The sequence below is a fragment of the Ralstonia sp. VS2407 genome, assembly GCF_052950655.1.
Map to the genome: position 1 here is coordinate 51,674 of NZ_JBRFVG010000014.1, position 21,728 is coordinate 73,401.

At 64.2% G+C, this 21,728-nt stretch carries 21 protein-coding genes; 17 read left to right on the forward strand and 4 right to left on the reverse strand.

All coding sequences use genetic code 11. From position 1 onward, the window contains the following. The first annotated feature begins 317 nt into the window (after nucleotides 1-317). The 13 genes from mnmG to ACU8YE_RS20305 all read left to right on the forward strand — a co-directional run bounded on the left by mnmG (nucleotide 318) and on the right by ACU8YE_RS20305 (nucleotide 12,679). Nucleotides 318-2,267 (forward strand): tRNA uridine-5-carboxymethylaminomethyl(34) synthesis enzyme MnmG, encoded by a 1,950-nt coding sequence (gene mnmG, locus ACU8YE_RS20245; RefSeq protein WP_446929441.1) that lies wholly within the window; start codon nucleotides 318-320, stop codon nucleotides 2,265-2,267. After that, nucleotides 2,267-2,935 (forward strand): 16S rRNA (guanine(527)-N(7))-methyltransferase RsmG, encoded by a 669-nt coding sequence (gene rsmG / locus ACU8YE_RS20250; RefSeq protein ID WP_446929442.1) that lies wholly within the window; start codon nucleotides 2,267-2,269, stop codon nucleotides 2,933-2,935. Before mnmG ends, rsmG begins: the two co-directional genes overlap by 1 nt. 37 nt (nucleotides 2,936-2,972) lie before the next feature. Beyond that, a complete protein-coding gene (locus tag ACU8YE_RS20255; RefSeq protein ID WP_004628617.1) occupies nucleotides 2,973-3,758 on the forward strand; it encodes a ParA family protein in 786 nt (261 codons plus the stop codon). A 17-nt stretch (nucleotides 3,759-3,775) separates the two neighbouring features. Then, nucleotides 3,776-4,687, forward strand: a complete 912-nt coding sequence (locus ACU8YE_RS20260) for a ParB/RepB/Spo0J family partition protein (protein ID WP_260803576.1) — start codon at nucleotides 3,776-3,778, stop codon at nucleotides 4,685-4,687. Between the two features lie 351 nt (nucleotides 4,688-5,038). Beyond that, nucleotides 5,039-5,587, forward strand: a complete 549-nt coding sequence (locus ACU8YE_RS20265) for an ATP synthase subunit I (RefSeq protein WP_446929443.1) — start codon at nucleotides 5,039-5,041, stop codon at nucleotides 5,585-5,587. 235 nt (nucleotides 5,588-5,822) lie between these two features. Further along, nucleotides 5,823-6,704 carry a F0F1 ATP synthase subunit A gene (gene atpB / locus ACU8YE_RS20270; RefSeq protein ID WP_045205301.1) on the forward strand — a complete coding sequence of 294 codons (882 nt, stop codon included), beginning with the start codon at nucleotides 5,823-5,825 and terminating at the stop codon, nucleotides 6,702-6,704. Between the two features lie 83 nt (nucleotides 6,705-6,787). Then, on the forward strand, nucleotides 6,788-7,054 hold the full coding sequence (gene atpE, locus ACU8YE_RS20275; protein WP_003262709.1) for a F0F1 ATP synthase subunit C: 267 nt from the start codon (nucleotides 6,788-6,790) through the stop codon (nucleotides 7,052-7,054). A 106-nt stretch (nucleotides 7,055-7,160) separates the two neighbouring features. Beyond that, nucleotides 7,161-7,631, forward strand: coding sequence for a F0F1 ATP synthase subunit B (locus ACU8YE_RS20280; RefSeq protein WP_045205302.1), 471 nt, complete (start codon nucleotides 7,161-7,163; stop codon nucleotides 7,629-7,631). A gap of 2 nt (nucleotides 7,632-7,633) precedes the next feature. Then, a complete protein-coding gene (locus ACU8YE_RS20285) occupies nucleotides 7,634-8,170 on the forward strand; it encodes a F0F1 ATP synthase subunit delta (RefSeq protein WP_009239555.1) in 537 nt (178 codons plus the stop codon). A gap of 73 nt (nucleotides 8,171-8,243) precedes the next feature. Continuing rightward, a complete protein-coding gene (atpA, locus tag ACU8YE_RS20290; RefSeq protein WP_252692291.1) occupies nucleotides 8,244-9,785 on the forward strand; it encodes a F0F1 ATP synthase subunit alpha in 1,542 nt (513 codons plus the stop codon). Nucleotides 9,786-9,849: 64 nt separating this feature from the next. Continuing rightward, on the forward strand, nucleotides 9,850-10,725 hold the full coding sequence (atpG, locus tag ACU8YE_RS20295; RefSeq protein WP_004628636.1) for a F0F1 ATP synthase subunit gamma: 876 nt from the start codon (nucleotides 9,850-9,852) through the stop codon (nucleotides 10,723-10,725). 42 nt (nucleotides 10,726-10,767) lie between these two features. Next, the gene (gene atpD, locus ACU8YE_RS20300) at nucleotides 10,768-12,171 is read left to right on the forward strand and encodes a F0F1 ATP synthase subunit beta (protein WP_024542535.1); all 1,404 of its coding nucleotides are present in this window, start codon (nucleotides 10,768-10,770) and stop codon (nucleotides 12,169-12,171) included. Between the two features lie 91 nt (nucleotides 12,172-12,262). Continuing rightward, complete coding sequence (locus tag ACU8YE_RS20305; RefSeq protein WP_027678849.1) at nucleotides 12,263-12,679, forward strand: F0F1 ATP synthase subunit epsilon; 417 nt, start codon at nucleotides 12,263-12,265, stop codon at nucleotides 12,677-12,679. 99 nt (nucleotides 12,680-12,778) lie between these two features. Here the strand turns inward: ACU8YE_RS20305 and ACU8YE_RS20310 are convergent, their stop codons facing one another. Beyond that, nucleotides 12,779-15,148 (reverse strand): DUF6600 domain-containing protein, encoded by a 2,370-nt coding sequence (locus ACU8YE_RS20310; RefSeq protein ID WP_446929444.1) that lies wholly within the window; start codon nucleotides 15,146-15,148, stop codon nucleotides 12,779-12,781. Nucleotides 15,149-15,757: 609 nt separating this feature from the next. On the opposite strand from ACU8YE_RS20310, the gene ACU8YE_RS20315 reads away from it, so the two are divergent. The 3 genes from ACU8YE_RS20315 to ACU8YE_RS20325 all read left to right on the forward strand — a co-directional run bounded on the left by ACU8YE_RS20315 (nucleotide 15,758) and on the right by ACU8YE_RS20325 (nucleotide 18,478). Then, nucleotides 15,758-16,900, forward strand: coding sequence for an RsiV family protein (locus ACU8YE_RS20315; protein WP_446929445.1), 1,143 nt, complete (start codon nucleotides 15,758-15,760; stop codon nucleotides 16,898-16,900). Nucleotides 16,901-16,920: 20 nt separating this feature from the next. Then, on the forward strand, nucleotides 16,921-17,382 hold the full coding sequence (locus ACU8YE_RS20320; protein WP_322016925.1) for a CoA-binding protein: 462 nt from the start codon (nucleotides 16,921-16,923) through the stop codon (nucleotides 17,380-17,382). Between the two features lie 148 nt (nucleotides 17,383-17,530). Beyond that, nucleotides 17,531-18,478, forward strand: a complete 948-nt coding sequence (locus tag ACU8YE_RS20325) for an alpha/beta hydrolase (RefSeq protein ID WP_232041387.1) — start codon at nucleotides 17,531-17,533, stop codon at nucleotides 18,476-18,478. A 21-nt stretch (nucleotides 18,479-18,499) separates the two neighbouring features. Here ACU8YE_RS20325 and ACU8YE_RS20330 read toward each other — a convergent pair whose 3' ends face one another. The 3 genes from ACU8YE_RS20330 to gstA all read right to left on the reverse strand — a co-directional run bounded on the left by ACU8YE_RS20330 (nucleotide 18,500) and on the right by gstA (nucleotide 20,746). After that, nucleotides 18,500-18,703: a DUF3562 domain-containing protein gene (locus ACU8YE_RS20330; RefSeq protein ID WP_232041386.1), complete on the reverse strand. Its 204-nt coding sequence runs from the start codon at nucleotides 18,701-18,703 to the stop codon at nucleotides 18,500-18,502. A gap of 171 nt (nucleotides 18,704-18,874) precedes the next feature. Next, the gene (gene pstS, locus ACU8YE_RS20335; RefSeq protein WP_433865718.1) at nucleotides 18,875-19,936 is read right to left on the reverse strand and encodes a phosphate ABC transporter substrate-binding protein PstS; all 1,062 of its coding nucleotides are present in this window, start codon (nucleotides 19,934-19,936) and stop codon (nucleotides 18,875-18,877) included. Nucleotides 19,937-20,125: 189 nt separating this feature from the next. Next, nucleotides 20,126-20,746: a glutathione transferase GstA gene (gene gstA, locus ACU8YE_RS20340; protein WP_446929446.1), complete on the reverse strand. Its 621-nt coding sequence runs from the start codon at nucleotides 20,744-20,746 to the stop codon at nucleotides 20,126-20,128. Nucleotides 20,747-20,845: 99 nt separating this feature from the next. On the opposite strand from gstA, the gene ACU8YE_RS20345 reads away from it, so the two are divergent. Next, the gene (locus ACU8YE_RS20345) at nucleotides 20,846-21,727 is read left to right on the forward strand and encodes a LysR family transcriptional regulator (RefSeq protein ID WP_446929447.1); all 882 of its coding nucleotides are present in this window, start codon (nucleotides 20,846-20,848) and stop codon (nucleotides 21,725-21,727) included. Nucleotide 21,728 lies beyond the last annotated feature (1 nt).

Sequence of the window (21,728 nt, forward strand, 5' to 3'; positions counted from 1 at the left end):
AGTCAGCTTGAGGCCGGCAGCGCCTCCGATGCATCGCTTTCCTCTCTATGTCCCGCCCACGCCGCAGATGGCTGGCACGCTCCGTGTCTTCGTCCACTTTCTGCGCGCCCATTCGGGCAGCGAAGGTAGGGCGCCAAGCCCGTTGATGTGTTTCACGTGAAACACAAACGCTGCCGACAAGCGGTGCATGTTTCACGTGAAACACGAAAAGCGGCCGAATTTTGTCGCGATTGCCGCATGGTCGAACTGCGGGGTAGCTGCGCGACTTATAATTCCGCTTCTTCAAATTTTCGATGCCTCCATGCGAGGAGGAAGCCATGCTGTATCCAATTGAATTCGATGTGATCGTGGTGGGCGGCGGACACGCCGGCACCGAGGCCGCCTTGGCGGCGGCGCGCATGGGTTGCCAGACCCTGCTGCTGACGCACAACATCGAGACACTGGGGCAGATGAGCTGCAACCCGTCCATCGGGGGCATTGGTAAGGGCCATCTGGTCAAGGAAGTCGATGCTCTGGGCGGGGCCATGGCCATCGCGACGGACGAGGGCGGTATCCAATTCCGCATCCTCAATTCCAGCAAAGGGCCGGCGGTGCGTGCGACTCGCGCCCAGGCGGACCGCGTGCTGTACAAGGCTGCCATCCGTCATCGCCTGGAAAACCAGCCCAACCTGATGCTGTTCCAGCAGGCCGTGGAAGACCTGCTGGTGGAAGGTGACCGCGTAGTCGGGGCCGTGACGCAGGTTGGCGTGCAATTCCGGGCGCGTGCCGTGGTGCTGACGGCGGGGACGTTCCTCGACGGCAAGATCCACGTCGGGCTGAACAACTACACGGGCGGCCGCGCGGGCGACCCGGCTGCGGTGTCGCTGTCGGCGCGGTTGAAGGAATTGAAGCTGCCGCAAGGGCGGCTCAAGACCGGAACGCCGCCGCGCATTGACGGCCGTTCCATCGATTTTTCTGTGCTGGAAGAGCAGCCGGGTGATCTCGATCCGGTGCCGGTGTTTTCGTTCATGGGCCGAGCGGACATGCACCCGCGCCAAGTCCCGTGCTGGGTGACGCACACCAACGAGCGCACGCACGACATCATCCGCGCCGGGTTGGATCGCTCCCCGATGTACACGGGCGTGATCGAAGGGGTGGGGCCGCGCTATTGCCCGAGCATCGAAGACAAGATCCATCGCTTTGCCAGCAAGGACAGCCACCAGATCTTCCTGGAGCCGGAGGGCTTGGCGACCAACGAGTTTTACCCGAACGGCGTGTCGACCAGCCTGCCGTTTGATGTGCAGCTCGACCTGATCCATTCGATGCGCGGGCTGGAGAACGCTCACATCCTGCGCCCCGGTTACGCGATCGAGTACGACTACTTCGACCCGCGGGGGCTGCGGGCATCGCTGGAATCGAAGGCAATTTCCGGGCTGTTCTTCGCGGGCCAGATCAACGGCACGACCGGTTACGAAGAGGCGGCGGCGCAAGGTCTGCTGGCCGGTATCAACGCCGGCTTGCAAGTGCGGGGCAAGGACGCCTGGACGCCGCGCCGCGATCAGGCCTATCTGGGCGTGCTCGTTGACGACCTCATCACCCGGGGCGTGACCGAGCCGTATCGCATGTTCACCAGCCGTGCGGAGTTCCGCCTGAGCCTGCGCGAAGATAACGCTGACATGCGCCTGACTGAAGTCGGTCGCACGCTGGGCGTGGTCGACGACGCCCGCTGGGATGCGTTCAACCGCAAGCGCGACGCTGTTTCACGTGAAACAGAGCGCCTCAAATCCACTTGGGTGAACCCGGCCACGCTTCCCCTGGAAGATGCCGAGCCAGTTCTGGGGAAGGGGATCGAGCGCGAGTACGCCTTGGCCGACTTGCTGCGCCGCCCGAACGTGACCTACGAAACGCTCATGGGCATGCAGGGCGGCAAGTACGCGCTTGAAGCGCCCTTGGCGGAAGATCCGCTGCTGGCCGAGCAGATCCGTGAGCAGGTCGAAATCGGCATCAAATACCACGGCTACATCGCCCGGCAAGCCGATGAAGTGGAGCGTTTGGGTGCAAACGAAAACACCCGTCTGCCAGCGGATTTCGACTATTCGCAAGTGCGCGGACTGTCGATCGAGGTGCAACAGAAGCTGGCCAAGCACAAGCCCGAGACCATCGGACAGGCTTCCCGTATCTCCGGCGTCACGCCGGCCGCTGTGTCGCTGCTGCTCGTGCATTTGAAGAAGGGCGTGTTGCGCGGCCAAGTAGGCCCGCGCGCTGATTCCCAAGGCGAGGCGGCTTGATGGCGGATGCATTGACCGACGCCCGAGCAGAGCTGGAAGCCGGCGCTCGCGCGCTTGGCTTGTCCGTGGACGGCGCGCAGCTGGATCGCCTGCTCGCTTACCAAGGGCTGCTCGCCAAATGGAACCGCGTCTATAACCTGACCGCCATTCGTGACGCCGGCGACATGCTGACGCATCACTTGCTGGATTCGCTCTCGGCCGTGTCGCGCATTGCTGAGTTGGCTCGGCGTGCTCAACCTGGCGCACCGCGCGTGCTGGACGTCGGTTCCGGCGGCGGTCTGCCCGGTATTCCCCTGGCCATCGCTTTTCCAGATGTGAGCGTCACGATGGTCGACATCGTGCAAAAAAAGACGGCATTCCTGACGCAGTGCCGTGCAGAGCTTGGCCTGGCCAATGCCCAATCGCATTGGGGCCACGTGGAAAAGCTGGCCGATGCCACCGGCTACGGCGTCATCACCTCGCGCGCGTTTGCCGAGCTGGTGGATTTCGTGAATCTGGCCGGCCATCTGCTGGCGCCGGGCGGCCGCATGGTCGCCATGAAGGGCGTACGCCCGGATGCCGAAATCGAGCGCCTGCCCGCCGGCTGGACCGTCGAAGCCATCGAACGCCTGACCGTGCCGGGGCTGCCGGCCGAGCGTCACCTGGTCATCCTTGCGCCGTCGGCGTGAGCGAACGTTGTAGCGAGCCATTCACCGCAGAGGAGTCATGTCGAATATTTTCGTGATCGCCAACCAGAAGGGTGGGGTCGGCAAGACCACCACCACGGTGAATCTCGCGGCCGGGCTGGCCGCCCAAGGGCAGCGCGTGCTGCTGGTCGACCTCGACCCGCAGGGCAACGCCTCGATGGGCTCGGGCATCGATAAGCACACGCTCGAATTCAGCGTCTACCAGGTCCTGGTCGGGCTGGCGACGATTCCGCAGGCGCGCCAGCGCTCGGAGGCTGGGCGCTACGACGTGCTGCCCGCCAACCGCGACCTGGCCGGCGCCGAAGTCGAACTGGTCGATCTCGAGCATCGCGAAAACCGCCTCAAGCTTGCGCTCGCCGAGGTAGAAGCCGACTACGATTTCGTCCTCATCGATTGCCCGCCGTCGCTCTCGCTGCTCACGCTCAACGGCCTGTGTGCCGCACACGGCGTGGTCGTGCCGATGCAGTGCGAGTACTTCGCGCTCGAAGGCCTGTCGGATCTGGTCAACACCATCAAGCAGGTGCACGCCAACCTGAATCGCGATCTCAAGGTGATCGGCCTGTTGCGCGTGATGTTCGACCCGCGCGTGACGCTGCAGCAGCAGGTATCGGCGCAGCTCGAATCGCATTTCGGCGACAAGGTGTTCAAGACAGTCATTCCGCGCAACGTGCGTCTGGCCGAAGCGCCGTCGTACGGCATGCCGGGCGTGGCATTTGACGTGGCATCGAAAGGTGCGAAGGCCTATCTGGATTTCGGCGCCGAGATGATCGCGCGCGTGCGGCAGATGGCCGACACGCCGGCCTGAGCAGCACGAGGAACAACATGAGCACGATGAAGAAAAAGGGACTGGGCCGAGGCCTCGAAGCGCTGCTCGGCAGTCCGGCCGAGATTGTCGAAGCCGCCAAGCAAGAGGGCGCGCCGACGGTGCTGAAGCTCGAACAGATGCAGCCCGGCAAATATCAGCCGCGCACGCGCATGGACGAAGGCGCGCTGCAGGAGCTTGCCGCGAGCATCCGCGCCCAAGGCCTGATGCAGCCGATTCTGGTGCGCAAGGTCGAGTCCGACGGTGCCAAGCCGAAGTACGAAATCATTGCGGGTGAACGCCGCTTCCGCGCATCACGCCTTGCCGGCCTGACCGAAGTGCCCGTCCTCGTGAAGGACGTGCCGGATGAATCGGCCGCCGCCATGGCGCTGATCGAAAACATCCAGCGCGAAGACCTCAATCCGCTGGAAGAGGCGCAGGGCATCGCGCGCCTGGTGCGTGAATTCCAGTTCACACATGAGCAGGCGGCGGAATCGGTGGGGCGTTCGCGCAGCGCGGTGTCCAACCTGCTGCGTCTGCTCAATCTCGCCCAGCCTGTGCAGACCATGCTGATGGCCGGCGACCTGGATATGGGGCACGCCCGTGCGCTGCTCGCTGTCGATGGTGCCACGCAGATCACCTTGGCCAATCAGATCGTCAACAAGCGCCTGTCGGTCCGCGAGACGGAAAAACTGGTGGCCCTGACGCTAAAGCCATTCGAGCTGAAGTCACTCAAGCAGAAGGGCGGGCATCAGGGTGGCCGTGATGTTGCGCGTCTGGAAGAGGAACTTGCGGACGAACTCGGCTTGGGGGTGCAGATCAAGCTGGCGGCAAAGGGCCGTGGCCAGCTGACCGTGCAATTCAGCAGTCTCGATGAGTTCGATGGCTTGTTGGCGCGTCTGCGTCCTGACGGCGACGAAGAAGCTGCCTGAGTTCCGTCTGCGACAGTTTGACGCACAGGTTGTCGCCAGCGTCTTTGCGCCATTTGGGGGCCGTCAGTTGGCACGGAATTGGTGCGATTACCTCCCGCGTCATCGACGCGGAGCGTTGCCAACACCATCATGAAATCAACGGGGTGCCGCTCCATCAGGCGGATTCGGTACCCCGGCAGCAGCAACGCATTGCGCACGCGGAATGGAACGCAGCCGCACAGAGTGCTGTCGAAGGCGCCCGCACGAGCGTTCGCTTGCGCGTTGACTGGTGAACGCCATGTCCCGTAAAATCGTGCGGTTTTAAATCCGCCTGACCCAAAGCGGTGCGGCATGATGAAAGCACATTCTTCCATGCAGCCAGCCGACCGGCAACGGCCCGATTCTTACGCTTCGTTGAACGCCGCCCGACCTCAGTCGGTGCAGGATCCGAAGCACGATGGTTGGGACGATGAGGAGCAGGCGGAGCCGCCGGTGCATGTGCTTTCACATGACGAAGCGGTCGCCCTGTTCGGCGAGCAGGCTCTGCAGGCCTCGCGCATCACGCCTTTTTCCATCGTGCTCGGCCAGGTGGCCATCACACTGTTGTGTGCGCTCGGTTGGTATGTCGGCAGTTGGTTCGCGGGCACGGGCGCTGCGTCAGCGGGCGAGGCCGCGCTTTCTGCTCTGCTGGGCGGTGGCGTGTGCGTGGTGCCTTCGGCATGGTTCGCGATGCGGCTGTCGACGGCCAAGGGGTTCGAATCCATCGCCCGTCTGGTGGTGGGCGAAGCGATCAAGGTGCTCGGCACGGTCGCGCTGCTGGTGATCGTGGTGGTTGTCTTCAAGGGCCTGCATTGGCCGCCCTTGCTGATCACCCTGATCCTGGCGCTCAAGATGTATTGGGTCGGTCTCGCGCTGCGATAGCGCGTTGAGTCGGCTCCAGCCCACCGCGACATGGCGGGCACACTGGACGTGTTGGCACGTGGCAGGAACCTGTGAGGCAGGAGAAGCCCCCGGTTCATTGCGCTGACACTCCGAAAGAATAAGGTGGCGCGTTCCAGCCGCGTGCAGTCCGCGATCCCCGGGGGAAACCTGGCTGAATCGGGCGCAAGTCGGAATGGGTCACGAAGAATGTTTCGCAATATTGGACTGAATCATCATGGCAACTGAAGTCGCAGAAGCCGCCGGCCACGCCGCCGAGCACGCTCTCACGCCTTCCGCGTATATCGCGGAGCATTTGCAGAATTTCAATAGCATCGGCGGCAAGCAGGCCTCTGTTGTCGACTTCTCCGTCATCAACTGGGACACGATGTTCTGGTCCGTGTTGATGGGTCTGATCGGCATCATCTTCCTGGGCATTGCCGCACGTCGCGTCACCTCCGGCGTTCCGGGCCGCTTCCAGGCCTTCGTTGAACTCGTCGTCGAGATGGTCGATGACCAGGCCAAGGGCATCATCCACGGCGATCGTTCCTGGATTGCTCCGCTGGCGCTGATGGTCTTCGTGTGGGTCACGCTGATGAACGCGGTCGACTTGATCCCGGTGGACTGGGTCACGGGCGTCAACCACCTCCTCGGTACGTTTGGCGTGCACGTGCCGCACCACCGCGCAGTGGCCACGGCTGACCTGAACGGCACGTTCGGCATGTCGTTCGCTGTGCTGATCCTGATGATCTACTACAGCTTCAAGATCAAGGGCGCTGGCGGCTTCGCGCACGAGCTGCTGTCGGCACCGTTCGGCGCCAAGTGGTACCTCGCGCCGTTCAACCTGATCCTCAACATCATCGAATTCCTCGCCAAGGCTGTGTCGCTGGGCATGCGGTTGTTCGGCAACATGTACGCGGGCGAGCTGGTGTTCCTGCTGATCGCGCTGCTTGGCTCGGTCTGGACGTTCGGTGCCGACGCGTCGGCGCTGGGTTTCGTGGGTCACGTGGTGGCTGGCGCAGTGTGGGCGATCTTCCACATCCTGATCGTGCTGCTGCAAGCCTTCATCTTCATGATGCTGACGCTGGTGTATATCGGCCAGGCACATGAACACCACTAAGTAGTTGCGGTTCAGGTTCTCCGGTTCCGTTTGATTTTTCCAAGTTCTCAAGTTCTTAGTCTTTCACGTAAAAGGGAGTCATCATGCAAGCATTTCTCGCCAACATCCAAGGTCTGACCGCCATCGGTATCGGCATCATCATTGGCCTGGGTGCTATCGGCGCCTGCCTGGGCATCGCACTGATGGGCGGCAAGTACATCGAAGCCTGCGCACGTCAGCCTGAACTGATGAACCCGCTGCAAACCAAGATGTTCCTGCTGGCTGGCCTGATCGACGCGGCATTCCTGATCGGCGTTGGTGTGGCCATGCTGTTCGCGTTTGCCAACCCGCTGCTGTCGGTCATCAAGTAATTCTTTTCGGTCTGCATGATGCCGGAGGCGGCCTGGGTGAACGCAGCGCGTGACCCTCGCCGCTTCGTGCATTGATCCGTAGTCTCAATACCGAAAGGAACACACCATGAACCTGAACGCCACACTCGTCGCGCAGATGGTCGTGTTCTTCATCCTGTGGTGGGTTGTTGCCAAATTCATTTGGCCGCCCCTGGTGAAGGCGCTCGACGAACGCGCGAAGAAAATCGCCGATGGCCTGGCCGCTGCCGATAAGGGCAAGGCCGAGCTGGAGCTGGCCAACAAGCGGGTCGACCAGGCACTGACCGAAGCGCGCAATGAAGGCGCGCAACGCATCGCGGACGCTGAAAAGCGCGCCCAGATGAGCGCCGATGAGATCAAGCAAAACGCCCAGGCCGAAGCCGCGCGCATCATCGCGCAAGCCAAGGCAGAAGCCGAGCAGCAAACCGTGCGCGCGCGTGAATCGCTGCGTGACCAGGTTGCTGTGCTGGCCGTCAAGGGTGCCGAGCAGATCCTCAAGCGTGAAGTCAATGCGCAGGTCCACGCCGATCTGCTCAATCAACTCAAGGCTGAGCTGTAATCATGGCAGAACTCGCAACCGTTGCCCGTCCGTACGCAGAGGCGCTGTTCCGCGTGGCGAAGGCCGGCAATCTGGGTGCATGGTCTGAGCTCGTGTCGGAAATGGGGCAAATTGCCGCCGTGCCCGACATGAAGGCAGTCGCCGATGATCCGAAGCTCTCCAAAGCCGATGTGGCGGGGATCTTCCTGTCGGCGCTGAAATCTCCGGTATCGCATGAAGCAAAGGAACTGGTTGGCCTGCTGGTGGCCAACAAGCGCCTGTCGTTGCTGCCGGAAATTGCCGCGCAATTCCATGTGCTGCGGAATGCCAGCGAAGGCGCCGCCGACGTCGAGATCACCAGTGCGTTCCCGCTTGAGGGCGCGCCCCTGACCGAACTGGTCGCCACGCTCGAACGCAAGTTCGGCAAGAAGCTGCAGGCTCACGTGAGCGTCGATCCTTCGTTGATCGGCGGCGTGCGTGTGCAGATTGGCGACGAAGTGCTCGACACCTCGGTGCGCGCGCGCCTGACGCAGATGCAGTCTGCGCTGACCGCCGCGTAATGCTGTTTTGCGAGGCGCCGATGCCATCGACGATATCGCGCCCGCAGACAGATTGAAGAATTAGGAGCATTCGATGCAACTGAACCCCTCCGAGATCAGCGACCTGATCAAGACCCGTATCGAGGGCTTGAAGGCTGGCGCTGACGCAAAGAACACCGGCACGGTCATTTCCGTGACGGACGGTATCTGCCGCATTCATGGCCTGTCGGGCGTGATGCAAGGCGAAATGCTGGAATTCCCGGGCAACACGTTCGGCCTCGCGCTGAACCTCGAGCGCGACTCTGTCGGCGCTGTGGTGCTGGGTGAGTACGAGCACATTTCCGAAGGCGACGAAGTCAAGTGCACGGGCCGCATTCTGGAAGTGCCGGTTGGTCCGGAACTGCTGGGCCGCGTGGTCAACGCACTGGGCCAGCCGATCGACGGCAAGGGCCCGATCAACGCCAAGAAGACGGACGTGATCGAAAAGGTCGCTCCGGGCGTGATCGCACGTCAATCGGTGAGCCAGCCGGTGCAGACCGGTCTGAAGTCGATCGACGCAATGGTGCCGATCGGCCGTGGCCAGCGTGAGCTGATCATTGGCGACCGTCAGACCGGCAAGACCGCTGTGGCCGTCGACGCCATCATCAACCAAAAGGGCAAGGGCATCTTCTGCGTGTACGTGGCAATCGGCCAGAAGGCTTCGACGATCGCCAACGTGGTGCGCAAGCTCGAAGAGCACGGCGCGCTGGACTACACGATCGTGGTGGCGGCTGCCGCTTCCGACTCGGCTGCCATGCAGTACCTGTCGGCCTACGCCGGCTGCACGATGGGCGAATACTTCCGCGACCGTGGCGAAGACGCCCTCATCGTGTATGACGATCTGACCAAGCAAGCTTGGGCGTACCGTCAGGTTTCGCTGCTGCTGCGCCGTCCGCCTGGCCGAGAAGCGTACCCCGGCGACGTGTTCTATCTGCACTCGCGTCTGCTGGAGCGTGCTGCACGTGTGAACGCCGAGCACATCGAGAAGATCACCAACGGTGAAGTCAAGGGCAAGACCGGTTCGCTGACGGCACTCCCCGTGATCGAAACGCAGGCCGGTGACGTGTCCGCGTTCGTTCCGACCAACGTGATCTCGATCACCGACGGTCAGATCTTCCTGGAAACCGACCTGTTCAACGCAGGTGTGCGTCCCGCAATCAACGCCGGTATTTCGGTGTCGCGTGTGGGCGGTGCTGCTCAGACCAAGGTCATCAAGAAGCTGTCCGGCGGTATCCGTACCGACTTGGCTCAGTATCGTGAACTGGCTGCGTTCGCGCAGTTTGCTTCCGACCTGGACGAAGCGACCCGCAAGCAGCTCGAGCGCGGCCGCCGCGTGACCGAACTGCTCAAGCAGCCGCAATACCAGCCGCTGCAAGTGTGGCAGCTGGCCGCGTCGCTGTACGCAGCCAACAACGGCTTCCTCGACAACGTGGACGTGAAGGACATCCTGGCTTTTGAAAAGGGCCTGCACGACACGCTGAAGACGAAGTACGCCGATCTCATCAACCGCATCGAAGATACGAAGGATCTTTCGAAGGACGATGAGGCCGCCCTGCGTGCCGCGATCGAGGATTTCAAGAAGTCCGCCGCGTTCTAACCGCGTCATTCCCGAAACTGGTCGCGCGTAGCCAGCGTGACCAGGTTTGAACGGAGAGGAAGAAATGGCCGGAACAAAAGAAATCCGCACCAAGATCAAGAGCGTGCAAAACACGCGCAAGATCACCAAGGCGATGGAAATGGTCGCCGCATCCAAGATGCGCAAGGCGCAGGAACGGATGCGTGCTGCCCGCCCGTATGCCGAGAAGATCCGCAACGTGGCTGCGCACATGGCACTGGCCAATCCGGAGTACAAGCACCCGTTCATGGTTGCGCGCGACATCAAGCGTGCCGGCCTGATCGTGGTGACGACGGACAAGGGCCTGTGCGGTGGCTTGAACACCAACGTGCTGCGTGCCGTCACCACCCAACTGCGCGATCTGCAGAACAAGGGCGTTGAGACGCAAACCACTGCCATCGGTACCAAGGGCATGCAGTTCCTGGGCCGCGTCGGTGCGAAGGTGGTCTCGAACGTCGTGCATCTGGGCGACACGCCGCATCTGGAAAAGCTGATCGGCGCAATCAAGGTGCAACTGGACGCGTTCAACGCTGGGCAGATCGATGCTGTGTACCTCGCGTACACCCGCTTCATCAACACGATGAAGCAGGAGCCGGTGGTCGAGCAGCTGCTGCCGCTGACCGCCGACAAGCTCGCGCAGAGCGACGCCGAGAAGCAGGCCTACTCGTGGGATTACATCTACGAGCCGGACGCACAGACGGTGGTCGACGAGCTGCTGATCCGCTACGTCGAGGCGCTGGTGTACCAGGCGGTGGCCGAGAACATGGCGTCCGAGCAATCGGCCCGAATGGTGGCGATGAAGGCGGCTTCGGACAACGCAAAGAACGTGATCGGCGAACTGCAACTGGTCTACAACAAGACCCGTCAGGCAGCGATCACGAAGGAACTGTCCGAGATCGTCAGCGGCGCAGCGGCAGTCTGATAGCCACGGCAAAGAATCAAGTTATTGGAGATACAAATGAGTATCGCAAACGGAAATATCGTGCAGTGCATCGGCGCCGTGGTGGACATTCAGTTCCCGCGCGACGCGATGCCGAAGGTCTACGACGCGCTGGTGCTGGATGACAGCAACGACGCTTCGTTCGCCGAGAAGGGCCTGACCTTCGAAGTGCAACAACAGCTGGGCGACGGCGTGGTGCGTACCATTGCGCTGGGTTCGTCCGACGGTCTGCGTCGCGGCATGCGCGTGGCGACCACCGGCGCGCCGATCTCGGTGCCGGTTGGTCACGGCACGCTGGGCCGCATCATGGACGTGCTGGGTCGCCCGATTGACGAAGCCGGCCCGATCGCCTGCGACGAAAAGCGCGCGATTCACCAGAAGGCCCCGAAGTTCGACGAGCTGTCGCCGTCAGTGGACCTGCTGGAAACCGGCATCAAGGTGATCGACCTGGTCTGCCCGTTCGCCAAGGGCGGTAAGGTGGGTCTGTTCGGTGGCGCCGGCGTCGGCAAGACCGTGAACATGATGGAGCTGATCAACAACATCGCCAAGCAGCACTCGGGCTTGTCGGTGTTTGCTGGCGTGGGCGAGCGTACCCGTGAGGGCAACGACTTCTACCACGAAATGAAGGACTCCAACGTGCTCGACAAGGTGGCCATGGTGTTCGGCCAGATGAACGAGCCGCCGGGCAACCGTCTGCGCGTGGCGCTGACCGGCCTGACGATGGCCGAGCGCTTCCGTGACGAAGGCCGTGACATCCTGTTCTTCGTCGACAACATCTACCGCTACACGCTGGCCGGTACCGAAGTGTCGGCACTGCTGGGCCGTATGCCTTCCGCCGTGGGCTATCAGCCGACGCTGGCTGAAGAAATGGGCAAGCTGCAGGAACGTATCACGTCGACCAAGACCGGCTCGATCACGTCGATCCAGGCCGTGTACGTGCCTGCCGATGACTTGACCGACCCGTCGCCGGCAACGACCTTCCTGCACCTTGACTCGACCGTCGTGCTCTCGCGTGACATCGCTGCACTGGGTATCTACCCCGCAGTGGATCCGCTCGACTCGACGTCGCGCCAGCTCGACCCGCAAGTGGTTGGCCAGGAGCACTACGAAGTCGCCGACCGCGTGAAGAAGACGCTGCAGCGCTACAAGGAACTGCGCGACATCATCGCGATTCTGGGCATGGACGAACTGTCGCCGGAAGACAAGCTGGCTGTGGGCCGTGCCCGTAAGATCCAGCGTTTCCTGTCGCAGCCGTTCCACGTTGCAGAAGTGTTCACGGGTTCGCCGGGCAAGTACGTGCCGCTGAAGGAAACCATCCGCGGCTTCAAGATGCTGGTGGACGGCGAGTGCGATCACCTGCCGGAACAGGCGTTCTACATGGTCGGCTCGATCGACGAAGCCTTCGAGAAGGCCAAGAAGCTCCAGTAAGAGCAACGTCTGGCACCGCGCGTAAGCCGGGGCCAGTACTGGCTTCCTGAAGCCCATTCAGGAAGCCGCTTTTCTGAGCAAAGGAATCGAGATGGCAACCATTCATGTAGACGTCGTCAGCGCTGAGCACGAGATCTTCTCCGGCAATGCCAAGTTTGTGGCACTGCCCGGCGAAGCCGGCGAGCTGGGCATTCTGCCCGGTCACACGCCGCTGATCACGCGCATCAAGCCGGGCGCCGTGCGCATCGAGAAGGAAGACGGCGGCGAAGAGTTCGTGTTCGTTGCTGGTGGCATTCTCGAAGTGCAGCCGAAGAAGGTGACCGTGCTGGCCGATACCGCAATCCGCGGTCACGACCTGGACGAAGCCAAGGCGAACGAAGCCAAGCGTGCGGCCGAAGAGGCGCTGCAGAATCAAAGCAGTGACCTGGATCTGGCCCGTGCGCAAAGTGAACTGGCCGTGGCCGCTGCGCAGCTTGCAGCGATCGCCCGCCTGCGTCGCAAGCGCTAAGGCATTGTGTACCGGCCGGTGTCATCGGTCGGCGCAGACGAAAAAGCAGCCCCGAAGGGCTGCTTTTTTTTTGCCTGCGAACTGGCGCGGCACCTGCGCTCAGCGGTGCTCGCCTTCGCGCTTTTCATCACCGCGATTGCCTTGCGGATGCGGTTGGGCTTGTTGGTGTTCCTGCCGAGGCGGTTGAGCCTGCGGCGGACGGGCTTCGGGCGGACGCGGTTGGGCCTGCGGTTGCTGCTGACGCATCCCAACATGCGGTTGCGGTGCGGGGCGCGGGGCTTCCATGTGCGGTTCCGGCCGGCGCTGTTCAGGCTCCGGGCGTGTGCGCATCTGCGGCGGCTCGTTGTGCGGACGCTCCTGCATGGCCGGGGCAGGATTGCCATTGAAGCGATTCGGCTCCTGGCCACCGCGCTGTGGTTGCGGTTGAAGATGCGGCGCTTGAGGGCCGGTCTGCGGCAGTTGCGGACGCGGCTCGAAGGCGCGGCGCTCGTCGCGCGGTGTGCCGGGTGCGCCGTCGCGCTGCGGCGGACGTGTCGTCATGCCGGCCGGGCCTTGCGGCGCAGGCGCAGCCTGCGGTTGCCCCGGCCGCTCTTGCGGCGTGGCGGCACCCGGCAAGGGACGTGGGCGGTTGATCGAGTCCGGGGCCATGAGGGCCCGCGGCGCCGGTCCCGGCTGGGCGCCATGCGGCATCGGCGTGCCCTGCGGGTTCGGGGAGCCCATCAATCCTTGCGGACCATTCGGACCGCGTTGTTCCACCGGTCGGCCGGGCTCGGCGTGTGCAGACCCGTTCGGTGCGGCGCGACTCAACCGTAGACCCGCTGCCTGCGCAGCCGCTGGCGCGGTCGGCATCTCCAAATTGGCGTGACCCCGCACCGGCGCAACGCGGGTGCCCGCGTTGCCACCTGTCCACGCAGGGCCAGCGCCCGAGAGCGCTCCGCCTTGAGAGCGGAAGCGTTCTGCCAACGCATCGTGTCCGCCTGCCGGCGTGGCGGGAGCGTGCACTGCAATCGCCTGACGTGCGAACGCCTGCGGCGGCGGCAACTGATGCGGCCCGCCGTTGGCCGCCGCGCCTACCAGGCTGGCACGCACGGGTGCCAGCGCCGGCGTCGACACAAACTGCGCGTGCGCCATCTGCGCGCGCAGCTGTTCAGGCCGCAGATGCGTCATGGCGGGGCCGACCGGTTGGCCGTTCACGAACGTCTTGGCCGGCACTGCCGTCAGGGCGGCGGGGTTGTTTGCGTTGACATATGTGACCCGGTTCACGTTTCGAACGTTGGTCACGTTGGTGGTGTTGTTGATAATGGTCTTGTTGACCGTGACATTGTTCACCACCACGGTGCGGTTGATGTTCGTCACGTACGTCGGGCTGGCCGCATACACGGGGCGATATGCCTCGCCCGGCGCTAGCGGGAACCACGCCACACCCGGCGAGCCGATCGAGATGTTGATCCCCCAGCTCACCCCGCCTCCGCCACCGCCGCCCACGAAACCGACGAGTGCCGGCGCATAGACCGGACGCGGCACCACCGGCCCGGGCACCCAGCACCAGGTGGAGCCGACATACGCCCAACGGCCATAGTGGAAAGGTGCGAAGCCCCACGGCGCGTCATCGACCCACGTCCAGCCCCAGGGCGCCACCCACGCCCAATGGCCCGTGCGATACGGGGCCCAGCCGACCGGCACCGCGCGCGGTACCCACACGGCGCCATAGCCGTCTTCTTCACGCCATGTGCCGTTGTCGTCGAGGGCTTCATAGCCGGTCATTTCACGACCGACGTAGCGGGCAGACACAGATGCGTCTTCGCGGGCATCGCGCGATTCCGCCCAGCGGTCGAAGGCGTCGCGCCCGGGGTTGTCGGTGCCGCCGGCCTCGGCGAGGTCGGTGCCGCCAAAGCGGATTTGCTGGCCCGCGCCCAGCGGAGTAGAGCGGTCATCGCCGTAGGCCGTGCCCTGACCGTGCCAGACGGTGACGGTCGTGCTGGAGCCATCGGGTGCGACGTCGAGACGGTATTCGCCCGGTGCTTGCGGCGTGAACGCGAGGTTGGGCGTATCGATCTCGATGGTCTGGTCGGCGGGCAGCGAACGCACGCGAACCGACAGGGCGCCTTGGGTGAGTTTCACCTGTGTGTTCCGGTCGTCCAGGTCGACGAGCGTGGCGCCGGTGTTTTGCCCGAGCCGCAGCGCCGTGGACCCGACGTGCAGCTCGCTGTGGCTGCCCTGGTCCGACCACAGGCGGTCGCCCGTGGTGAGCGGGCGGTTGAGCGAGGCCCCGGCCCAGTCATCGGAGCCGGCGGGTGCGAAGCTCACCGTGCCTGAAAAGTCCGACAGGCGCGCCACCCGCGAAGCCGGATCGGCGGCCATTGCAGCCTGCGCACCGCAGACAAGCAATACGGCGGCAACACCCACCGCGCGCAGCACATGCGGCAGCCGGACACCGGAGAGAGGAGAACGACGGGAAACATTGGACATGGTGAGCCCTCGTTTTTATGGCGGCCTGTGCCGCGTGGATGTCTCCATTTAACGCGGCAGGCGTCGAGGGGCCGACTTGGCTTTGTAAGAGCGTGTTTCCTAGCGCGGGAAGCCGATAGACGGATCTGCCGTATCCAGGGCGCTCGGGAAAGCCGGGAAGCTGGCGGGCAGGCGCGCGAATTGCGCGCACAAAAAAAAAAGCGCGCGGGCCGGGGAGCACCGCGCGGACGGGAAATCCCTTCGAGGGGTCAATTCGAAAGGAGGGGGTAACCTTGCACCGTGGACTGTGTCGTCGCCATCGAGTCGGAGGAATGACCGTCCGGGGCCCGATATGGCGCACAACAATTGGACACAAACGCTGAGGTGCGAAGGCATTGTGGGTGACGGGGTGGCCCTGAGGCGTAACAAAGTGTGTCGGATTGCAATCGAATGCAAGCGCTGTAAAAGTCGCTTGGAGTGCATGCAAAAGCGCCTGGAGGGCCTGCTCAGGGAACGCCTGCTGCACCCGCACAGTCCCAGCACTTTGCCGCTTAGGCAGACGGGGCTTGGCAAAAGGCGAACCAGCGGGGTGTGTCCGAGTCTGGGGTGTGGGTTTCATAGGAGGGAGGCATGCACAGGCATGCGATGCACCATGTGTTGCAGAAGTCGGTGGGCGTGGGCGTTTTTGTTACCTTGATGGGGGCACTAGGCGCGGCAGCGGGCGCACAGGCTGGCCCCGAAGCGGCCTCAGCTCCGCCTGCAACGCCGGCGAGTGCGCCGCCCGCCTCCGCACCTGTTGCTTCTGCGCCAACTGTCCCTCTTGCAAAAACGAAAGAGCAGTCCGAGAGTCTGGCCGGCAGTTTCTGGCAGGGCGCGGTGGGAAAGGGCGCCGACAGCCCCGGCTGGAACGTGTGGTTGAACGTGTACGACCCCCCACCCAAAGCGCAGGACAAAGACAAGGATCCGGTGGCCGACACACTAACCGGCGAAGCCTACGATGACCGCCCCCAGGGCCGCGCCTTCTGGACCATCGAAGGCCGTAATGCGCCCGAGCACCGCTTCGTGTGGCGCGAACGTGCAGAAGCGCTCGATGCGGCCGGCCAGTCCGTCGTGCGCGAGGGCGGCACGCTCTCCGGTGCGTTTTCCGCCGACGGCGCCACCGCTACTGGCACCTGGAGCGACGGTGGCCGCAGCCAGCCCTTCACGCTGAAGCGCGTGGCGCGCTATCAGGAGGCTACGGGCACCTCCGGCCAGGCCAAGCTGATCGAGCGCTACCCGGTGACGGGCGATGCCGCCATCGATGCGCTGATCCAATCACTGCGCGTGCGCAAGTGCGACCAATACGACACCGAATGCGTCATCCGCATCAGCGCCGTCGGCCTCGGCGACACCGTCAGCCTCTTGCGCATGGTGTGGGCCTACAGCGGCGGCGCGCATGGCAACTACAGCTTCACAGCCGGCAACTGGCGCCGCGGTGCGCAGGGCTTTCAGCCAATTGCCTTGGCCGATGTGCTGAACCCCACATCCACGTGCCTGCAGAACCTCAATACGCAGATCGTCGATGCGCTCAAGCGCGAAGGGGCGCCCGAGGCGCCGCGCGGTGCGCTCAAGGAGCGCGATCTGCGTAACGCCGCGTTTCCGTTTACGCTGCAAGGAGACCGCATCGTCGTGCACTACGGGCCGTATGAGGTCGGCCCGTATTCGTCGGGCGCCTTCCGAGCCGCCGTGCGCTTCGATGACCTGGGCGCCGCATGCAAGCGGCCCACAACCTGATTGCCTCTGCATCGCCAACCATGTCCGCCAATCCTTCCTACGCCGACGAGCAAGACACCATGCGCCGGCTGCTGTCCGGCAAGACCATCGCCGTGGTCGGCCTGTCGCCACGCCCCACGCGGCCTAGCTACGACGTGGCGCGCTATCTGCAGCAGGCCGGCTATCGCATCGTGCCCGTCAACCCCCAGCACGCGGGCGAAGACGTGCTCGGTGAGCCCTGCTATGCCTCGCTCACCGAAGCGGCGACAACCCTTGCCGCCGCCGGCCAGCGCATCGATCTGGTCGATATTTTCCGTCGCTCGGAACAAGTCCTGCCTGTCGTGCAGGAAGCCGTGACCCTGGGCGTGGGCGGCATCTGGGTGCAGCTTGGGATCGTGAATGACGAGGCAATGGCCGTCGCGCGCAACGCAGGCATTCCGGCCGTGCAAGACCGCTGCACGAAGATCGAGCACTGGCGACTCGGTGTCGCCGAGCAAAAATAAGCGCTGGCCCCCCGGCCTTTTGACCGATGCGGCGGCGCACCGGACTGACGCTTCCCCACCGCTCGCGTGGGTTGGGTCCGGGCCCATCTGAAGGTTCAAGCCGACCCGGCGCGCTACACTCTGGCGGTCATCGCATCCTGCTTACATCATGGCCGTCGATCCGCAAATCCTGCAGTTCTATCAACGCCTTGCCGAACAGTTCGGCGCCTTGCCTCCGCCTGAAGACGCCGCCGCGCAACGCGCGCGCTTCGAGGCGATTGCTGCGGTATCCGACCGCCCCGATCCTGATGGCGTTGACGTTTCGGACCTCAGCCTGCCGCTTGCGGGGCGCACGCTCGACGCCATCGTCTTTCGTCCAAAAGGCGTGACAACGCCCCGCCTGCTGGTGTGGTTCCACGGTGGTGGCTGGGTGGTTGGCGCGCCGCGCACAACGCATCGCATGCTGGCCGCGTTGGTCGCGCAAGACACCGGCTGCGCCGTGGTGAGTGTCGATTACCGCCTCGCGCCCGAGCATGCGTTTCCCACGCCGGCGGACGATGCACGCGACGCGCTCGCGTACTTGGCCGAGCAGCGCGCGGACCTCGACCTTGATCCGGACTTCCTGGCCGTGGGCGGCGACAGCGCGGGCGGCCATCTTGCGGTGCAGGCCGCGCAGGGCATGCGCCCCGGCCTCGTGAATGCGCAGCTGCTGCTGTACCCCGTCACCACGCCGGCCTTCGGCAGCGAAAGCTACAACGCGTTTGCACAGGGCCCCGGCCTCACGCGCGATGAAATGCGCTGGTACTGGGAGAAATACATCGGTGCCGAAGCACTCGCCAAGCCCCTCGCCGAGCACGACCCCCGCATTTTCCTGATGGCGCGCGCGCCGGCCTATACGCCGCCCGACACCGTTGTCATCGTGGCCGCGCACGACGTGCTGCGCGACGACGGCCTGCAATACGCCGACTACCTCGTGCAGCACGGCGCGCAGGTCATCACCATCGAAGCCTCCGGCATGACGCACGCCTTTGCGCGCATCCAGTTCGAGGCCGAGCGCGCACGCGAATGGATGCGCCGCGCAGCGCACGCATTCGTCGGAATGATCAGCGAGGAATAGCGAGGAATAAGCAGGGCCGGGCTAACGCGTCGGCGTGCGGCGCGGGCGGAATGCGGCAAGCACCCGGCGTGTGACAAACAGCGAGAGATAGTCGTGCACGCTGGCGTCGGCCGCCAATGTGCGCATTGTCTGCATGTACTGCTCGCGGACGACATCGGCCGGTACGCCGGTGTCCTGTGCGATCTGGTGGATCTGCTCGTCCTGGTCTGCGATGGCGGTGCCCATGTTTGCTTCCCGTCCTTGCTTTGGCAATGACGCGCGGGGCTGCTTGCGCGGCGAGTGACCACTATAGGAAACGCATCGGAACAATCCAGCCTTGTTGCAAAGCTTTCGGCGGGGTGCCCGTGCGGCATCAAAACGGTGCGGTTGCCGGCACAGACACCGCGCCGGCAAGGATCATTTGCTCCAGTTCGCGGGCATGCTCTGCAGGCCGATGGCGACGCCCGACGCATCCGTCACGCGCGCCAGCTCACGATACGCAATCGCCTGCACGCGCTCGGGCAGCGGCACGAACTTCGCACGCGCGGCCAGCTCGTCGCCGTGGAAGTAACCCCACGTCAGGAACTTCAGCGCGGCCAGCGTGCGCGGGCCCGATGCACTGACCGCCGGCACGACGATGAAGGTGCCCATGGTGATCGGCCATGTCTCCGCACCCGGCAGGTTGACCAGCGGCGCGGTGAAATCGCCCTTGCGGTTCCACGCGCTCTGCATCACCGCTTCGCGAAAGCCGCTCACCTGCGCGCTGACAAAGCGGCCCGCCAGGTTGCGCAACTGCACGCCGCTCAGGTCGTTGTCGAGGATGTAGTTGTAGTCGACATAGCCGATGGCGCCGGACGTGGCCTGCACCGCCTTGACCACATCGCCGCTGCCCTTTGCGGCGGTGAAGCCTGCCGGCCAGTTGATGGTCGACTTGGTGCCGTAAGTGCGTTTCCAGTCGGCACTGACGGCACTCAGGTAGTCGGTGAAGTGGTACGTCGTGCCTGAGCCATCGGAGCGCACGACGGGATGGATCTTCAGCTTGGGCAGGGTCACGCCCGGGTTCAGCGCACGCAGTTCAGGCGCATCCCAGCTCTCGACCTTGCCGAGGAAGATCTGCGCCAGCAGTTCACCCGTCAGTTTGAGTTGTCCGCGCGGCACACCTGGCACGTTCACGAACGGCACCGCACCCGTCACCACCGAAGGCACGCAGACGAGGCCGGCCTTGGCAGCCTCTGCGCTGGAGAGCGGCACGTCAGACGCACCGAAATCCACCGCGCCCGCGCGGATGCGCTTCAGGCCTTCACCTGAGCCCACCGCGTCATAGCTGAGCGTCACGCCCGACGATGCGGCATACCCCTCCGACCAGACGCGATAGACCGGCGCAGCGGCGGTCGAACCTGCACCGCGCACATCTGCGCGAGCGAGGAGGGGCAAGCCGGCAGCCGCAACGGCCACGGCGAGAACAATGTGCTTGAACATGGGAGAGCTGCGGACTGCAGAAGACGCAAAGCGTGCGATTGTAGCGACGCACCTGTGACAGCACGGCGTGCAGCCCGGATAGAGCCCATCTACAACATGGAGATGTGTTGTAAGACGTTCCGCAAACGTTAGGCGGAGTAGGGGGTGGGATCGGCGGTTTTGTTTAGGACCGCCGATCCGGGCGATCGGTCAGGCGACGGCGCTGGCCTTGACCAGGCCCTCGGCCGTCAAGGCTTCAACCACCTGCGGCCGGGCACCCACCCGCGCCATATACGCCTGCACGTTCGGATACGCGCCCATCGGAAGCGAGAGGAAGTTCGCCCAGTTCAGCACCGCAAAGGCATAGGCGTCGGCCACGCTGTAGGTGTCGGCCAGGTACGGCTGCGTGGCAAGGCGGGCGTCGAGTTCGGCAAAGCGCTTGGCCAGCTTGTCCTTGGCGCCCTGACGGGTGGCTTCCGGCGTTTCCTTGTACCAGAGCGGGCCGAAGCCTTTGTGCAGCTCGGTGCTGACAAACGTGAGCCATTCGATCACGGCCAGGCGGTGCGCACTGCCCGGCTTGCCGATCAGTGCTTGCGCCGGGTCGAGGTCGGCCACGTATTGCAGCAGCGCCGCGGCTTCGGTGTGGCGCGAGCCATCGGCCAGCTCCAGCAGCGGCACGTAACCGCGCGGCGAGATCGTGTAGAAATCTGTGCCGTCGGCGGTGAGGTGCTTGGCAAGGTCGACAGCGGTGAGGTCAAACTTCGCGCCCACTTCGCGCAGGGCGATATGCACGGCCAGCGAGCAGGCGCCGGCGGAGTAATAGAGCTTCATGGTCTTGGTCTCGTGAACGGTTGGGAAAGCCGCCAACGGCGGCGGTGACGACACTGTAGGATTGCGCCGTTGCCAATGAAATAGGCGGAACAGCAAATCATGCTTGCGCAGACGCAATACCGGCTGAGCGCAGCCGACCTTGAGATCGTGCTGGCGATGGTGCGCACGGGCACGCTGGCGGCAGCCGGCGAACGGCTTGGCGTGGATGCGTCCACCGTGTTCCGTTCGTTGCAGCGCATCGAGCGCGGCCTGGGCGCCACGCTATTTGCGCGCTCCCGCACGGGCTATCTGGCGGGCGACCTGGCGCACGCGCTGGCGGAACAAGCCGAGCAGGTGGAGTCGGCGCTCGAGGTTGCGCGATCGGCGGTGCATGCGGTGCCGGATCAGGTATCCGGCACCGTGCGCATCACCACCACGGACACGATCCTGGTCGGCATGGTCGCGCCCGCGTTAAAGGCGCTGCAAGCCGAACATCCGAACCTGAGCTACGACCTTCGTGTGAGCAACGAGCTGGCCAGCCTGACCCGGCGCGATGCCGACATTGCCGTGCGGGCCACGCGGCGCCCGCCGCAGCATCTGGTGGGCAAACACATCGGGTCGATTCGCGTGGGGCTATACGCCGGGCGCGCAAGCGGCATCACCTACGCCGATGTCGAAGCGGGCCGCACGCCGTGGCTCGCCATTGACGATGCAATTCCGGATCACCCGTCAGTCAGTTGGCGCAAACGGCATTTCCCCAAGGTCATACCCACGTACTTCGTCAACAGCCTGCAGATTGCGGCCGAGATGGTCGGCATGGGCATGGGCGTCGGGATTCTGCCCGTGGTGATGGCGCAGGAGCGCAGCGATCTGGTCGCGCTGCGCGATCTGCAAGACGCCAATCAGTCGGAGCTGTGGCTGCTGACGCATCCGGAATCGCGCCACCTGCGGCGGATTGCCGTGGTGTATGGGCACCTGGCGCAGACGTTGCGTTTGCCCTGAT

Bases quoted from the DNA above. Each gene is read 5' to 3' on its own strand.
- mnmG (WP_446929441.1), top strand. From the start codon at position 318: ATGCTGTATCCAATTGAATTCGATGTGATCGTGGTGGGCGGCGGACAC.
- rsmG (WP_446929442.1), top strand. From the start codon at position 2,267: ATGGCGGATGCATTGACCGACGCCCGAGCAGAGCTGGAAGCCGGCGCT.
- ACU8YE_RS20255 (WP_004628617.1), top strand. From the start codon at position 2,973: ATGTCGAATATTTTCGTGATCGCCAACCAGAAGGGTGGGGTCGGCAAG.
- ACU8YE_RS20260 (WP_260803576.1), top strand. From the start codon at position 3,776: ATGAGCACGATGAAGAAAAAGGGACTGGGCCGAGGCCTCGAAGCGCTG.
- ACU8YE_RS20265 (WP_446929443.1), top strand. From the start codon at position 5,039: ATGCAGCCAGCCGACCGGCAACGGCCCGATTCTTACGCTTCGTTGAAC.
- atpB (WP_045205301.1), top strand. From the start codon at position 5,823: ATGGCAACTGAAGTCGCAGAAGCCGCCGGCCACGCCGCCGAGCACGCT.
- atpE (WP_003262709.1), top strand. From the start codon at position 6,788: ATGCAAGCATTTCTCGCCAACATCCAAGGTCTGACCGCCATCGGTATC.
- ACU8YE_RS20280 (WP_045205302.1), top strand. From the start codon at position 7,161: ATGAACCTGAACGCCACACTCGTCGCGCAGATGGTCGTGTTCTTCATC.
- ACU8YE_RS20285 (WP_009239555.1), top strand. From the start codon at position 7,634: ATGGCAGAACTCGCAACCGTTGCCCGTCCGTACGCAGAGGCGCTGTTC.
- atpA (WP_252692291.1), top strand. From the start codon at position 8,244: ATGCAACTGAACCCCTCCGAGATCAGCGACCTGATCAAGACCCGTATC.
- atpG (WP_004628636.1), top strand. From the start codon at position 9,850: ATGGCCGGAACAAAAGAAATCCGCACCAAGATCAAGAGCGTGCAAAAC.
- ACU8YE_RS20305 (WP_027678849.1), top strand. From the start codon at position 12,263: ATGGCAACCATTCATGTAGACGTCGTCAGCGCTGAGCACGAGATCTTC.
- ACU8YE_RS20310 (WP_446929444.1), bottom strand. From the start codon at position 15,148: ATGTCCAATGTTTCCCGTCGTTCTCCTCTCTCCGGTGTCCGGCTGCCG.
- ACU8YE_RS20315 (WP_446929445.1), top strand. From the start codon at position 15,758: ATGCACAGGCATGCGATGCACCATGTGTTGCAGAAGTCGGTGGGCGTG.
- ACU8YE_RS20320 (WP_322016925.1), top strand. From the start codon at position 16,921: ATGTCCGCCAATCCTTCCTACGCCGACGAGCAAGACACCATGCGCCGG.
- ACU8YE_RS20325 (WP_232041387.1), top strand. From the start codon at position 17,531: ATGGCCGTCGATCCGCAAATCCTGCAGTTCTATCAACGCCTTGCCGAA.
- ACU8YE_RS20330 (WP_232041386.1), bottom strand. From the start codon at position 18,703: ATGGGCACCGCCATCGCAGACCAGGACGAGCAGATCCACCAGATCGCA.
- pstS (WP_433865718.1), bottom strand. From the start codon at position 19,936: ATGTTCAAGCACATTGTTCTCGCCGTGGCCGTTGCGGCTGCCGGCTTG.
- gstA (WP_446929446.1), bottom strand. From the start codon at position 20,746: ATGAAGCTCTATTACTCCGCCGGCGCCTGCTCGCTGGCCGTGCATATC.
- ACU8YE_RS20345 (WP_446929447.1), top strand. From the start codon at position 20,846: ATGCTTGCGCAGACGCAATACCGGCTGAGCGCAGCCGACCTTGAGATC.